Genomic DNA, 12,537 nt, shown 5'->3' on the forward strand with positions numbered 1-12,537 from the left:
GGCTAAAGGTGCTTCACCGCTTGGGCTTGGCGTGGCGGCATGCCCTGCTATAAGGGCGCAGCAATTGCCTTCGGAGATGCCCCATGCGTCGCAGCACCCTGACCCGCACCACTGCCGAAACCGACATCACGGTCGAGATCAATCTCGACGGCAGTGGCCGCTATGACAATGAGACCGGCGTGGGTTTCTTTGACCATATGCTCGACCAATTGTCGCGCCACTCGCTGATCGATATCACGGTGCGCGCCAAAGGCGATCTGCACATCGATGATCACCACACGGTCGAAGACGTAGGCATCACGCTGGGCCAAGCACTGACCCAAGCGCTCGGCGACAAACGCGGCATCCGCCGCTATGGGTCCTGCCTATTGGCGATGGACGACGCGCAAATCCGTTGCGCGCTCGACCTCTCTGCCCGGCCCTTTCTGATCTGGAACGTGGATTTCCCCACCAGCAGCATCGGCACATTCGACACCGAACTGGTGCGTGAGTTCTTCCAAGCACTCAGCACCCACGGCGGCATCACCCTGCATGTCGACGCGCTGCACGGGTTCAACAGCCACCATATCGCCGAAGCGGTCTTTAAATCGGTCGCCCGCGCCCTGCGCGAGGCGGTCGAAACCGACCCGCGCAAAGCGGATGCCATCCCCTCGACCAAGGGCGCCTTGTAAGCCAATGCTGACAGCAATCATCGACTACGAATCCGGAAATCTACACTCGGCCCACAAAGCCTTCGAGCGTATGGCCCGCGAAAACGACGCAGGCGAAGTCACGGTGACCTCAGACGCCGAGGTCGTCGCCCGCGCCGACCGTCTGGTGCTGCCCGGCGATGGCGCCTTCCCGGCTTGTATGGCAGCGCTGAAAGGCGCCGGTGGCCTCTATGACGCCATGGTCGAAGCGGTTGAGGAAAAGGGGCGCCCTTTCCTTGGCATCTGTGTCGGCATGCAACTGATGGCCAGCATGGGCCGCGAATACAAAGACACCCCGGGATTGGGCTGGATCGGCGGAGAGGTGACCCAGATCACCCCCGCGGACCCGAAACTTAAAGTCCCCCACATGGGCTGGAACGACTTGGTGATTGATCATGACCATGCGGTCTTCGACGGGTTGCACACCGGTGATCATACCTATTTCGTGCACAGCTACCACATGGCCGTAGCAGACCCTGCCGAACGTCTGGCCCATGTTGACTACGGCGGCGAAGTCACGGCGATCATCGGCCGCGATACGATGCTGGGCATGCAGTTTCACCCGGAGAAAAGCCAAACCACCGGCCTGCGGCTGATTTCGAACTTTTTGAACTGGACGCCTTAACCCGCGCCGCGTCTGTCGAAGCGTCGGACGGTATTTAAGAAAGGATGAAGTTGAAGAAAGACCCTCTTCAACTTCATCCTTTTACAAATACCTCTGCGCTGCGCTTGCCTTACGCAAAACGTCAAGAAGGCGCGGAGATCGTTCCTCGCGCCTTCTGACTTTCGTATCGAGGCAACGGCGTTACTTAAGGCGCGCCCAGGTCTGTTTCGAACAAATCAGCCCGCCCGCGACGCAGCCCGAAAGTTTGAGCGATTTGCCCGAGACGTCCATCTTGCCGATATAGATTTTGCCGTTCGACGGGCGCCATACTTTACCGGCGTATTTGCCGCCGCCCTGAGGCTTCATATCGATGACGAGCGTTTTGCCGATATTGGGTGATTTATACTCACCGCTGTCGTTGAACGTGCGCGCGATAGTGCCGCAGATCGCCCCGCCGCAGGGGGCCATTTTCACATGGGCGTATGCGCCGTCATCCACCTGAGTTTGCCATGTACCGACTGCCGGATCCGCCGCATGGGCGGCACCGGTCAGGCCAAGGCCCAGAAGGGCCGCTGCAAAAAACTGTTTCATGATCTCTCCTCCCGATCTCGGTTTAGTGTTAGACACAACTTTCTTTCGGGCAAGACTGACCTAGGGTCGCGTTGCAAAATCCTTGGCGACGTGCAAAAGGAAACCAACGTTCAGAACAAGGGCCCGGCCATGATCCTCTACCCCGCTATTGATCTCAAAGACGGTCAGGCCGTGCGCCTCGTGCATGGCGATATGGACCGCGCCACCGTTTTCAACGACGACCCTGCCGCGCAGGCGTTGAGTTTCGTCGAGGCGGGCTGCGAATGGCTGCATCTGGTTGATCTTAATGGCGCCTTTGCCGGAACACCGGTGAACGCCGCCCCGGTCGAGGCAATTTTGAAAGCCTGCAAGGTGCCCGCGCAATTGGGCGGTGGCATTCGCGATATGGCGACGATCGAAAGCTGGCTGGATAAGGGCTTGGCGCGGGTCATTCTGGGCACCGTTGCTGTAGAGAACCCTGAACTGGTCCGCGAGGCAGCCGCCGCCTTCCCCGGTCATGTTGCCGTGGGAATCGATGCGCGGGGCGGCCGGGTTGCGACCAAGGGCTGGGCAACGGAGACCGATGTCATGGCCACCGATCTCGCGAAATCCTTTGAGGACGCGGGCGTGGCCGCGATTATCTATACCGATATCATGCGCGATGGCGCGATGGGCGGGCCGAATGTCGAGGCGACGGCCGATCTGGCGCGGGCGGTTTCGATCCCTGTGATCGCCTCGGGTGGGGTTTCGTCGCTCGAAGATCTGGCGGCGCTGCGCGACACCGGGGTGATCGAGGGCGCGATCTCGGGCCGGGCGCTTTATGACGGCGCGATTGATTTGACCGAAGCCATGAAGATGTTGAAGGGCTGAGCCATGCTGAAGACCCGCATCATCCCCTGTCTCGACGTGGCCGATGGGCGCGTTGTCAAGGGCGTGAACTTTGTCGGCCTGCGCGATGCGGGCGATCCGGTGGATGCCGCCATTGCCTATGACGCGGCGGGGGCGGATGAACTTTGCTTTCTCGACATCCATGCCACGCATGAAAACCGCGGCACGATGTTTGATCTGGTCACCCGCACGGCCGAGCATTGCTACATCCCGCTGACCGTGGGCGGGGGTGTGCGGACCGTGGCAGATGTGCGGGCGCTGCTCTTGGCGGGGGCCGACAAGGTCAGTTTCAACTCCGCCGCCGTGGCGAACCCGGAAGTGATTGCCGAAGCGGCGGATCATTTCGGCAGCCAGTGCATCGTTTGCGCGATTGATGCCAAGACAGTCAGCCCCGGTAAATGGGAGATCTTCACCCATGGCGGGCGCAAGCCCACGGGCATCGACGCGGTCGAATTCGCGCGCACCGTGGCGGCCAAGGGCGCGGGGGAAATTCTGCTGACATCCATGGACCGCGATGGCACCAAACAGGGCTTTAACCTGCCGCTGACCCGTGCAATTTCGGACGCGGTTTCAGTGCCGGTGATTGCTTCGGGCGGGGTCGGCAATCTGGATCACCTCGTTGACGGGGTGATCGAAGGCGGTGCGTCGGCAGTGCTGGCGGCGTCGATCTTTCACTTCGGTGAATATACCGTGCATGAGGCCAAGCAGCATATGGCAGCAGCAGGCATTCCAATGAGGCTTTCATGACGCTTGATGACCTTTACGCCACCATCCTGAGCCGCAAAAGCGCTGATCCCTCAAGCAGTTGGACGGCGCAATTGCTGGCCAAAGGACCCGAAAAATGCGCTGAGAAGTTTGGCGAAGAAGCGGTTGAGGCGATCATTGAGGCGGTGAAGAACGATCCGAAGGGGCTTACCTCGGAAGCGGCGGATGTGCTCTATCACCTGCTCGTCATGCTGGCGTCGCGGGATGTGCCGCTTAGCGATGTGTTGGACGAACTGGCGCGGCGCCAGTCGACATCGGGCATCGCAGAAAAGGCCGCACGAAACTAGGCTCAGCCCAGCAGGCGCGGGATTTCAACCTTGGGGCAGCGGTCTTGGATCACATCCACGCCGCGTGCTTCGGCCTTGGCCGCGGCTTCGGCATTGGTGATCCCCACTTGCATCCAGATCGTTTCCAGATCGGGAAACGCCGCGAGCGCCTCATCCACGACGGGGGGCACATCCTCGGACCGGCGGAAAATATCGACCATCTGGACCGGCGGATCAATCTCGGCCAATGTCGCGACGATGGTCTTGCCGAAGACTTCTTTGCCCGCGTGCACGGGGTTCACCGGCACGACGTCATACCCCTTTTGTGCAAGGTATTCAGAGACATAGTGGCTGGGTCGCGCCGGGTTGGGAGAGACGCCAACCACCGCGATGCGGCGGGTGCGGGTGAGAACGTCTTTGATCAATGCATCTGTCATATGCTGAACTTAAGCGCCTGCGCGCGGGTTTCAACGCCATAATGACGCGGCGTAAAGCGTGGTGCCCCCTGCCCGTGATTGGCAAGCCTGCAGCGATTGCATAGGCTTGCCCCAAAGGAACGCCCAGCGGAGGAGCCGGGCGGCACCGCGAACCATCATCACCGGGAGCATAGGATGATCGATCAGACCTTGGACATGAACAATCTCGATATTTCGGAAAAGGCCAAACCGCTTTTGGCAGCTGTTACCAAGCACATCCGCGAGAATGTCGATCCGATCACCGAGGAGTTTTTTCGCCTTGGCGAAGGCCGCGCCGACCGTTGGTCCTATGCGCCGGGTCAATTGGAATTGCTTGATGGGGCCAAGCAGAAGGCGCGAGAGGCGGGGTTGTGGAACTTCTTCCTGCCCAATGCAGAAACCGGCGAAGGGCTGGCAAACCTTGATTATGCCTATATCGCCGCCGAACTGGGCAAAAGCCCCTAGCCCCGGAAACGCTGAACTGCTCGGCGCCCGATACCGGCAATATGGAGGTGCTGGAGCGTGTCGGCACGCCTGAGCAAAAGGAGCAATGGCTGAAGCCCCTGCTCGCGGGCGAAATCCGCTCGGCCTTTGCGATGACGGAGCCTGATGTCGCCTCTTCGGACGCGCGCAATATCTCTACCAGCGCGGTTCTCGATGGCGACGATTGGGTAATCAACGGCGAAAAATTCTATATCTCCGGGGCAGGCGATCCACGCTGTAAGATCATGATCGTCATGGTGAAAACCTCGCCCGAGGCTGAAACCTTCCGCCAGCAGAGCCAGATCCTCGTGCCGATGGACACGCCGGGGGTGGAGATCCTTGGCCCGATGCATGTCTTTGGCCATGACGACGCGCCGCATGGGCATATGCATATCCGGTTCACCGATGTGCGCGTGCCCCGTGAAAACGTGCTTTGGGGCGAAGGGCGCGGGTTCGAGATCAGTCAGGTGCGGCTTGGGCCGGGGCGGATTCATCACTGCATGCGCTCCATCGGGTCGGCGGAAAAAGCGCTGGACCTGATGATTGAGCGCGGGTTGGGGCGTGAGGCATTCGGGAAAAAGATCATTGATCTGGGCAAGAACATGGAAACCATCAGCCGCGCGCGGATCGACATCGAAGCGATGCGGCTGATGGTGCTGAAAGCGGCCAAAGCGATGGATGTCTTGGGCAACAAAGAGGCCCGCATCTGGGTCAGCATGATCAAGGCGCTGGTGCCGGAAAAAGCCTGTGAGATCATCGACGCCTCGATGCAGGTGCATGGCGCCACGGGGATGAGCCAGTGGAGCCCGCTGTCGGGCATGTACACTTGGCAGCGCGCCCTGCGCTTTGCCGATGGGCCGGATGAGGTGCATCATCAGGTTATCGCGCGGGCCGAGGTGAAGGCGTTTCAGGCGTCGAACACGCGCGGCTCTGACGGCGACAGCTGATATGGAACTCGCGGGGCGCGTCATCGTCATCACCGGGGCGGCCAGCGGCATCGGGCGGGCCATGGCCCTGCGCTTTGCCAAGGAAGCGCCAGCGCATCTGGTCTGTGTGGATATCGACGGCCCGGGGGCCGAGGCGACGGCGGCCGAGGTTGGCGGCACGGGCTTTCGCGTCGATGTTGCACACGAGGCCGAGATCGCCCAACTGATCGAAACCGTCGAGCGTGACATTGGGCCGATTGATCTATTCTGCTCCAACGCTGGCATCTCGGTCGAGGGCGGGGTCGAGGTGCCGGATGCCGATTGGCAGCGCATTTGGGAGATCAACGTGATGAGCCATGTGCGCGCCGCGCGGCATCTGGTGCCGCTGATGCGCGCGCGGGGCGGAGGTTACTTGCTCAACACCGCTTCGGCGGCGGGCCTGCTTAATCAGGTCGGGGCCGCGCCTTACGGGGTGACGAAACACGCCGCCGTTGGCCTCGCTGAATGGTTGGCGATGACCTATGGCGATGATGGGATCAAGGTTTCCGTGCTTTGCCCGCAGGCGGTGCGGACCGAAATGATACGCGGGCTGGAGGATCATGTCGCCGCGATTGACGGCATGCTTGAGCCGGAACCCGTGGCCGACGCCTGCGTGCAGGCGATCCGCGATGAGGTGTTTCTGGTGCTCCCGCATCCACAGGTGCGCGATTATATCCGAAGCAAGGCGCAGGATTATGACCGCTGGATTGGTGGAATGCGCAAGCTGAACCGGCGGTTCGGGGCGCCAAACGACAGCTAGAAAACGCCTGTCCGGTGGCACAGCGCCCCAACCTCAGGGGAGGGGGCTGCCCTTAACTTTCGCCTTTCGGACGTATCGGCCGCAGCAGCCCCTCTTGCGCCACGCTCGCCACCAACTGACCGTTCTGATTGTAGATCATCCCGCGATTGAACCCCCGCGCACCACCAGTAAACGGCGCATCCAGCGCGTAGAGGTGCCATTCGTCAAAGCGGATCGGCGCGTGGAACCACATGGCGTGATCCAGACTTGCCGTCATCACCTTGCCCTGAAACCACGTGAGCCCATGGGGCCGCAGCGACGAGCCCAGCAGATTCATATCAGAGGCATAGGCCAAAAGCGCGTGCTGCATGACCGGGTTCTGGCCTTCGGCGGCGGCCATGCGGAACCACAGATAGTTGCGGTCGTCGACCTTTTCGGGCGTCATGAAATCGCGCGGCTCGACCTCCCGGATCTCGATGGGTCGCTCGCGCAGGAAGTCCCCGCGATATTTTTCGGGCAATTTCTCGGCAAAAGCCTCGCGCAACTCAGGTCGGTCCGGCCAGTTTTCGGGGGCAGAGACCTGCGGCATCTCATGCTGCCAGTCAAACCCCTCTTCCTCCACCTGAAAAGACGCCGACAAGTTCAGGATCTGCTTGCCATGCTGGATCGCCACCACGCGCCGGGTCGTGAAACTGCCCCCATCCCGAGCGCGGTCGACCTGATAGATCACCGGAATCTTCGGATCCCCGGGCCGGATGAAATAGGCATGAAGCGAATGGCATGCGCGCTCGGGCACGGTGCGATATGCGGCCATCAATGCCTGCGCGATGACATGGCCGCCAAAGATCCGCATCGATGTCTCGCCCCCGCACCGGTGCCCCGAAACAGATCGACCTCAAGCTGTTCGATATCCAACAGATCAAGCAATTGCCGCGCAGCATTGGTCATGGGTCATCCTTTCAGGCCGGGGTGTTCCGGCCCTAGCAACAGGTTTTCGCCCCAAAGCTCAAGCACCAAAATGCCCGCCGCCCGGTCAGCGGTCGCGATCCAGCGCCTCTAGCCCGTGGCGCGCAAAAACCGGGACATATTGCCCTAATTTCAGCCCATATTCGGGGTTTGAGGCATTGCCCTCCAACGCGCGTTTCAGCACGCCTTGGATGATGGCGGCCATGCGGAAAAAGCAAAAGGCGAGGTAATAGCCGAAGTTGTCGATCCCCTTTAGCCCGCGCCTGCGGCAATAGGCGGCGATAAACTCCGCATCGGTCGGCAGGCCAAGCGCCTTGCGGTCCACCCCGGCCAAGCCGCGCCCCTCGGCCCCCACGGGCATCTGCCATTGCATGATGACGGCGGCGAGATCGGCAAAGGGGTGACCGATTGTGGAAAGCTCCCAATCCAAAACCGCGCGGCAGGCCGTGCCATTGGTATCAAAGATCATGTTGTCGATGCGGTAGTCCCCGTGCACCAACGTGCGCTGCCCGTCATCTTCGGGCAACTCGGCACTCAAGCGCTGCATCAGCGCATCCATATCGGGCTGTTGCTCTGTCTCAGACGCGCGGTACTGCTTTGACCAGCGCCCCACCTGCCGCTCAAAATAGTTCCCCGGCGGGCCATAGTCCGACAGGCCAACCGCGTCGATATCGACCTCATGCAAGGCGGCCAACACGCCGTTCATCTCATCCACGACCGCGCCGCGCTCGGCCGGGGTGAGTTCCGGCAGGGTCGGATCGTTGAAATTGCGGCCCGGAACATGGTCCATGACATAGAACATCGAGCCGATGACGCTCTCATCCTCACAGAGCAGATGCATCCGCGCGACCGGCACCTGACTGTCGGCCAGCGCCCTTTGCACCCGAAACTCCCGGTCCACCGCATGGGCGGATTTCAACAGCGTTCCCGGGGCTTGCGGCGCAGAACATAGTCATGCGCAGGGGACGAAAGGAGGAAGGTGGGGTTTGATTGGCCCGCCTGGAACTTGGTCACTTCAAGCGGCCCGGCAAAGCCCGGCAGGTTTGCTTCCAACCAGTGGCAGACAGCCGCCTCGTCCAAGGTTTGCGTATCCGTGCTCATTGCGCAAACTCCGCGGCCAACCGGGCCCCAGCGGTGCGGTATTCGGTCTCGATCCGGTCCACCAGTTCAGCCACCCCGCCGATTTGCTTGACCGCGCCAATGCCCTGCCCCGCGCCCCAAATTTCCTTCCACGCTTTGGGCTTGGAGGAGCCGGAGCCGAAGTTCATTGAAGAGGCATCCGCCGATGGCAGATTGTCCGGGTCCATCCCCGCCGCCTCAATCGAAGGCCGCAAATAGTTGCCCGAGACCCCGGTGAAGAGCGAGGAGGTCACGATGTCATCCGCGCCGCCAGCGACAATCATGTCTTTGTAACCCGGCACGGCGTTGGCCTCTCGCGTGGCGATAAAGGCCGACCCCATATAGCCCAAATCCGCCCCCATGGCACGCGCGGCCAGGAGCCCCTCGCCCGTGGCCAAAGCCCCAGAGAGCAGTACCGGGCCATCGAACCATTCGCGAATTTCGCGGATCAACGCAAAGGGAGACTGTGGCCCCGCGTGCCCCCGGCCCCGGCGGCCACGGCGATCAGCCCATCGGCGCCCTTCTCAATCGCCTTCCGGGCAAAGCGGTTGTTAATGATGTCATGCAGCACCACGCCGCCACAGGAATGCGCGGCCTCGTTCACCTCCACCCGCGCGCCGAGTGAGGTGATCCAGATCGGCACCCGATGCTTTACGCAAATCTCAAGGTCGCGCTCCAACCGGCTGTTGGAGCGGTGCACGATCTGGTTCACCGCAAAAGGCGCCGCAGGCCGGTCCGGGTTTTCTTGATTGTGCTTGTCCAAAGCCTCGGTGATCTGGGTCAACCACGCATCAAGCAGCGGCGGCTCGCCCTCGGCCTCGCGGGCATTCAATGCCGGGAAAGAGCCGACGATCCCGGCCTTACACTGTGCGATGACCAACTCAGGCCCCGAAAGGATGAACATCGGCGAGGCGACCAGCGGCAGGCGCAGCCCGCGCAGGGCTTGGGGTAGATGGCTGTCGTCACGCATGGGTGGTCTCCGTCTGAGTTTTCGTATGTGTCATGACAATGCTCTTTCAAAAATATTGGGGCCTGACATCACGTTGATGCCGCCGCTGACCGGGATCACCGCACCGGTGACATAAGCCCCGCCGCGCCCGCAAAGGAACAGCATGCAGCCTGCGATATCTTCATCGCGGCCGACACGGCCAAGCGGGACATCTTTGCCCACGGCTTCGCGCGTGGTCTCATCTTGGGTGGCGAAGGCCGTCATACGCGACACAAATGGCCCCGGCGCCAGCGCGTTCACTGTGATCCCCTCCCCGGCCAGTTCTTTGGCGAGGATTTTGCTCAGGTGGATCACCGCCGCTTTGGAGGCGGCGTAGCTATAGGCCCCGTCGCCCATCTCGCGCTCGCCCATGACCGAGCCCAAATTTACGATCCGTGTCGGATCATCCGCCGTGGCCCCGGCCCGTAGTAGGGGCAGCAGCTTTTGCGTCAAATCGAAAAGGCCGGCAACATTGACGCCCATGACCTTATCCCATGCCCGGAAGGGAAATTGCCCCAGCGGCGCGCCCCATGTCACGCCCGCGTTGTTCATGAGAATATGCAGCCGGTCGCCGCGCGCCTGAACCTCGGCCACAAGCGCGTCAACGCCCTCTTCGCTGCCGACATCCCCGGCGAAACCTTCGGCACTGCCCCGGGCGCCTAGCGCATTCAACTCCTCTGCGACAGCTTGGCAGGCCTCTCCGGTCCGGCTGGCCAGCAAAACCCGCGCGCCCGCCCGTACCAAAGCCTCAGCCGCCATGCGCCCGATGCCCGTGGCGCCGCCAGTGATCAGCGCGGTTTTCCCCTCCAGCCCAAAGAGCGTCTCAATATCCATGTCCTGCCTCCCAGCCGCCGACTTTGACGCCACTGTGACAGGGCCTTGGGCGGGGTCAAGCGGATGGGAAGCCGCGACTGCAGTAACCGGGCGTCATAACAACTCGACAAAAGTGTAGTTTTACAACCCAAAACCGCCGCAGCTTTTATAGCTGCGGCGGTTTTGTTATTCTGTTCATCGTCGAGAGATACTTTTTTTATCAGGAACTTATTAGGTTTGGCGATGACCTACTCTCCCACGTCTTAAGACGCAGTACCATCGGCGCTACGGCACTTAACGGCTGGGTTCGGGATGGGACCAGGTGTTTTGCTCGCGCTATGATCACCAAACCAAATAAATTCCTGATAAAGCGCTCTGCGCGTTGCGACGCAGAGCGTGTTCCAAGTCATGTACAACTGATTGTATGTGTATGCTTTTGCCCAGTTAAGCAGTCTTGCTTCTACTGGATCAAATCAAGCCTATCGAGCAATTAGTACCAGTCAACTGAACGTGTTACCACGCTTACATCTCTGGCCTATCGACGTGGTGGTCTACCACGGCTCTCAGGGATACCTTGTTTTGAGGGGGCTTCCCGCTTAGATGCCTTCAGCGGTTATCCTGTCCGATCATAGCTACCCAGCACTGCTATTGGCATAACAACTGGTCCACCAGTGGATCGTTCACCCCGGTCCTCTCGTACTAGGGGCAACTCCTCTCAAGTATCCTACACCCACGGAAGATAGGGACCGAACTGTCTCACGACGTTCTAAACCCAGCTCACGTACCTCTTTAAACGGCGAACAGCCGTACCCTTGGGACCTGCTCCAGCCCCAGGATGAGATGAGCCGACATCGAGGTGCCAAACACTGCCGTCGATATGGACTCTTGGGCAGTATCAGCCTGTTATCCCCGGCGTACCTTTTATCCGTTGAGCGATGGCCCTCCCACTTGGGACCACCGGATCACTATGGCCGTCTTTCGACTCTGCTCGACTTGTCAGTCTCGCAGTCAGGCTGGCTTCTGCCATTGCACTCAACGAGCGATTTCCGACCGCTCTGAGCCAACCTTCGCGCGCCTCCGTTACGATTTAGGAGGCGACCGCCCCAGTCAAACTACCCGCCACACAGGGTCCCGGAACCGGATAACGGTCCGCGGTTAGACATCAAGCAGAACAAGGGTGGTATCTCAAGGGAGGCTCCACCGAGACTGGCGTCTCGGTTTCAAAGCCCACCACCTATCCTGCACATGTTCGGCCTAATGCCAGTGTGAAGCTGTAGTAAAGGTGCACGGGGTCTTTCCGTCTAACCGCGGGTAACCGGCATCTTGACCGGTAATTCAATTTCGCTGAGTCTATGTTGGAGACAGCGGGGAAGTCGTTACGCCATTCGTGCAGGTCGGAACTTACCCGACAAGGAATTTCGCTACCTTAGGACCGTTATAGTTACGGCCGCCGTTTACCTGGGCTTCAATTCAGAGCTCTCACCCCTCCTTTTAACCTTCAGGCACCGGGCAGGCGTCAGACCCTATACGTCGTCTTACGACTTCGCAGAGCCCTGTGTTTTTAATAAACAGTCGCCACCCCCTGGTTTGTGCCCCCAGCCTCTAGTTGCCTAGAAACCGGGCCTCCTTCTCGCGAACTTACGGAGGTATTTTGCCGAGTTCCTTCAACATAGTTCTCTCAAGCGCCTTGGTATTCTCTACCTGTCCACCTGTGTCGGTTTAGGGTACGATCTAGCGATGGAGCTATTTCCAGGGACCTCTAAGCAGCCCATTCAATCCGATAAGGATGAACTACCCTCGAGATCCGTCACTTCCATCTGGCCCAGGAATATTAACCTGGTTCCCATCGACTACGCCTTTCGGCCTCGCCTTAGGGGTCGGCTTACCCTGCTCAGATTAGCTTTAAGCAGGAACCCTTGGACTTTCGGCGAGAGTGTCTCTCACACTCTTTGTCGCTACTCATGTCATCATTCTCACTAGTGATCTCTCCACCGGATCGCTCACGCGCCAGCTTCACAGAAAGCTCCTTGTGTCCAATCCTACCTAAGTAGGTAAGGACACATGGAACTATGTCACACTACGCTCTGCTACCATGCAATAAATGCATCCTCAGCTTCGGCTCATGGCTTGAGCCCCGTTACATCTTCGCCGCAAGACAACTTATTTAGACCAGTGAGCTGTTACGCTATCTTTAAAGGATGGCTGCTTCTAAGCCAACCTCCTGGTT

9 protein-coding genes, 2 rRNA genes and 4 pseudogenes (1 of these 15 running past the window's edge) are annotated in these 12,537 nt (G+C 60.1%); 7 read left to right on the forward strand and 8 right to left on the reverse strand.

Annotation, left to right across the window (positions count from 1 at the left end):
• Nucleotides 1–83 precede the first annotated feature (83 nt).
• The gene (hisB, locus tag ACFQAU_RS01765; RefSeq protein ID WP_132446984.1) at nt 84–671 is read left to right on the forward strand and encodes an imidazoleglycerol-phosphate dehydratase HisB; all 588 of its coding nucleotides are present in this window, start codon (nt 84–86) and stop codon (nt 669–671) included.
• Nucleotides 672–675: 4 nt separating this feature from the next.
• Entirely contained in the window at nt 676–1,314 is a 639-nt protein-coding gene (gene hisH, locus ACFQAU_RS01770) for an imidazole glycerol phosphate synthase subunit HisH (RefSeq protein ID WP_120350630.1), read from the forward strand.
• 180 nt (nt 1,315–1,494) lie between these two features.
• Here the strand turns inward: hisH and ACFQAU_RS01775 are convergent, their stop codons facing one another.
• Complete coding sequence (locus ACFQAU_RS01775; RefSeq protein WP_132446986.1) at nt 1,495–1,884, reverse strand: DUF2147 domain-containing protein; 390 nt, start codon at nt 1,882–1,884, stop codon at nt 1,495–1,497.
• 129 nt (nt 1,885–2,013) lie between these two features.
• Here ACFQAU_RS01775 and hisA point away from each other — a divergent pair, with 129 nt between their 5' ends.
• The 3 genes from hisA to ACFQAU_RS01790 are packed head-to-tail and all read left to right on the forward strand — an operon-like array spanning nt 2,014 to nt 3,803.
• Nucleotides 2,014–2,733, forward strand: coding sequence for a 1-(5-phosphoribosyl)-5-[(5-phosphoribosylamino)methylideneamino]imidazole-4-carboxamide isomerase (gene hisA, locus ACFQAU_RS01780; protein WP_120350628.1), 720 nt, complete (start codon nt 2,014–2,016; stop codon nt 2,731–2,733).
• A 3-nt stretch (nt 2,734–2,736) separates the two neighbouring features.
• Entirely contained in the window at nt 2,737–3,498 is a 762-nt protein-coding gene (hisF, locus tag ACFQAU_RS01785; RefSeq protein WP_132446988.1) for an imidazole glycerol phosphate synthase subunit HisF, read from the forward strand.
• The gene (locus ACFQAU_RS01790; RefSeq protein ID WP_120350626.1) at nt 3,495–3,803 is read left to right on the forward strand and encodes a phosphoribosyl-ATP diphosphatase; all 309 of its coding nucleotides are present in this window, start codon (nt 3,495–3,497) and stop codon (nt 3,801–3,803) included. The genes hisF and ACFQAU_RS01790 overlap by 4 nt, the downstream gene beginning before the upstream one ends.
• A 2-nt stretch (nt 3,804–3,805) precedes the next feature.
• On the opposite strand, the gene ACFQAU_RS01795 is transcribed toward ACFQAU_RS01790, so the two are convergent.
• Nucleotides 3,806–4,219 carry a CoA-binding protein gene (locus ACFQAU_RS01795; protein ID WP_132446990.1) on the reverse strand — a complete coding sequence of 138 codons (414 nt, stop codon included), beginning with the start codon at nt 4,217–4,219 and terminating at the stop codon, nt 3,806–3,808.
• A 195-nt stretch (nt 4,220–4,414) separates the two neighbouring features.
• Here ACFQAU_RS01795 and ACFQAU_RS01800 point away from each other — a divergent pair.
• Together ACFQAU_RS01800 and ACFQAU_RS01805 are read left to right on the forward strand one after the other, a co-directional pair.
• A pseudogene (locus tag ACFQAU_RS01800) lies at nt 4,415–5,667 on the forward strand (acyl-CoA dehydrogenase family protein).
• 1 nt (nt 5,668) lies between these two features.
• The gene (locus ACFQAU_RS01805) at nt 5,669–6,445 is read left to right on the forward strand and encodes an SDR family oxidoreductase (RefSeq protein ID WP_132446992.1); all 777 of its coding nucleotides are present in this window, start codon (nt 5,669–5,671) and stop codon (nt 6,443–6,445) included.
• A gap of 52 nt (nt 6,446–6,497) precedes the next feature.
• Here ACFQAU_RS01805 and ACFQAU_RS01810 read toward each other — a convergent pair.
• From ACFQAU_RS01810 to ACFQAU_RS01835, 6 genes and pseudogenes are all read right to left on the reverse strand, one after another.
• Nucleotides 6,498–7,372, reverse strand: a pseudogene (locus ACFQAU_RS01810) (acyl-CoA thioesterase).
• 85 nt (nt 7,373–7,457) lie between these two features.
• Nucleotides 7,458–8,491 (reverse strand): annotated as a pseudogene (locus tag ACFQAU_RS01815) (phosphotransferase family protein).
• Nucleotides 8,488–9,479 (reverse strand): annotated as a pseudogene (locus ACFQAU_RS01820) (NAD(P)H-dependent flavin oxidoreductase). The pseudogenes ACFQAU_RS01815 and ACFQAU_RS01820 overlap by 4 nt, the downstream one beginning before the upstream one ends.
• Nucleotides 9,480–9,509: 30 nt before the next feature.
• Nucleotides 9,510–10,331 (reverse strand): SDR family oxidoreductase, encoded by an 822-nt coding sequence (locus ACFQAU_RS01825; RefSeq protein ID WP_120350620.1) that lies wholly within the window; start codon nt 10,329–10,331, stop codon nt 9,510–9,512.
• Nucleotides 10,332–10,545: 214 nt separating this feature from the next.
• Nucleotides 10,546–10,660: ribosomal RNA gene (gene rrf, locus ACFQAU_RS01830) — 5S ribosomal RNA — on the reverse strand.
• 119 nt (nt 10,661–10,779) lie between these two features.
• Nucleotides 10,780–12,537 (reverse strand): 23S ribosomal RNA (locus tag ACFQAU_RS01835); it runs 1,073 nt beyond the window's last position.

The organism is Sulfitobacter profundi (assembly GCF_042661425.1).
GTDB lineage: Bacteria > Pseudomonadota > Alphaproteobacteria > Rhodobacterales > Rhodobacteraceae > Sulfitobacter > Sulfitobacter profundi.

Excerpts from the sequence above, each read along its gene's own strand:
- hisF (WP_132446988.1), top strand. The coding sequence starts at position 2,737 with ATGCTGAAGACCCGCATCATCCCCTGTCTCGACGTGGCCGATGGGCGC.
- ACFQAU_RS01825 (WP_120350620.1), bottom strand. The coding sequence starts at position 10,331 with ATGGATATTGAGACGCTCTTTGGGCTGGAGGGGAAAACCGCGCTGATC.
- hisB (WP_132446984.1), top strand. The coding sequence starts at position 84 with ATGCGTCGCAGCACCCTGACCCGCACCACTGCCGAAACCGACATCACG.
- hisA (WP_120350628.1), top strand. The coding sequence starts at position 2,014 with ATGATCCTCTACCCCGCTATTGATCTCAAAGACGGTCAGGCCGTGCGC.
- ACFQAU_RS01795 (WP_132446990.1), bottom strand. The coding sequence starts at position 4,219 with ATGACAGATGCATTGATCAAAGACGTTCTCACCCGCACCCGCCGCATC.
- ACFQAU_RS01790 (WP_120350626.1), top strand. The coding sequence starts at position 3,495 with ATGACGCTTGATGACCTTTACGCCACCATCCTGAGCCGCAAAAGCGCT.
- ACFQAU_RS01775 (WP_132446986.1), bottom strand. The coding sequence starts at position 1,884 with ATGAAACAGTTTTTTGCAGCGGCCCTTCTGGGCCTTGGCCTGACCGGT.
- hisH (WP_120350630.1), top strand. The coding sequence starts at position 676 with ATGCTGACAGCAATCATCGACTACGAATCCGGAAATCTACACTCGGCC.
- ACFQAU_RS01805 (WP_132446992.1), top strand. The coding sequence starts at position 5,669 with ATGGAACTCGCGGGGCGCGTCATCGTCATCACCGGGGCGGCCAGCGGC.